Raw genomic sequence first — 476 nt, 5'->3', positions numbered from 1 at the left:
GATGGCGGGCGCTGGACGTCCCGTCAGGTGGCCGCCTGGATCGAAGAGGTGGTGGGCCATCCGGTGAACATCGTCACCGGATGGAACTATTTGCGTCGGCTCCAATACACGGTTCAGCTCCCCCGTCCACAGCATCCCCAGGCGGCGAGCCCGGCGGAGCAGGAGGCGTACAAAAAAAAATCTGCGCCCTTGTCGAAACGCTGAAGGGCACTTCATCGGGACGGGAGGTGGAACGCTGGTTCGAGGATGAAGCACGGCTCGGGACGAAGAGCGTGCTGCGTCGCCGCTGGGCGAAGCGGGGGGCACGGCCCCCCGCCCTGCAGGACAACGGCTTCGCGTGGACGTACATCTACGGCTTCGTGCATCCGTATTCGGGGCGGAGTGATCTGTTGCGCTTCGATACCGTGGATGTGGAGTCGTTCAGTGCGGCGCTGGCGTTGTTCAAGGCGAGATTCGATCCAGCAGACGAACGTCTG

At 63.4% G+C, this 476-nt stretch carries 1 protein-coding gene and 1 pseudogene; both read left to right on the top strand.

The features are described 5' to 3' along the window. A partial coding sequence (locus IEY33_RS01025) for a helix-turn-helix domain-containing protein (RefSeq protein ID WP_194517270.1) occupies positions 1-204 on the top strand: 204 nt, incomplete at its 5' end. A gap of 23 nt (positions 205-227) precedes the next feature. Beyond that, positions 228-476 (top strand): annotated as a pseudogene (locus IEY33_RS01020) (IS630-like element ISAva6 family transposase); the annotation flags it as partial.

Source organism: Deinococcus aquiradiocola (assembly GCF_014646915.1).
GTDB lineage: Bacteria > Deinococcota > Deinococci > Deinococcales > Deinococcaceae > Deinococcus > Deinococcus aquiradiocola.
The sequence above is the reverse complement of the archived record's forward strand: the minus strand, read 5'-3'. Positions and strand labels throughout refer to the sequence as shown.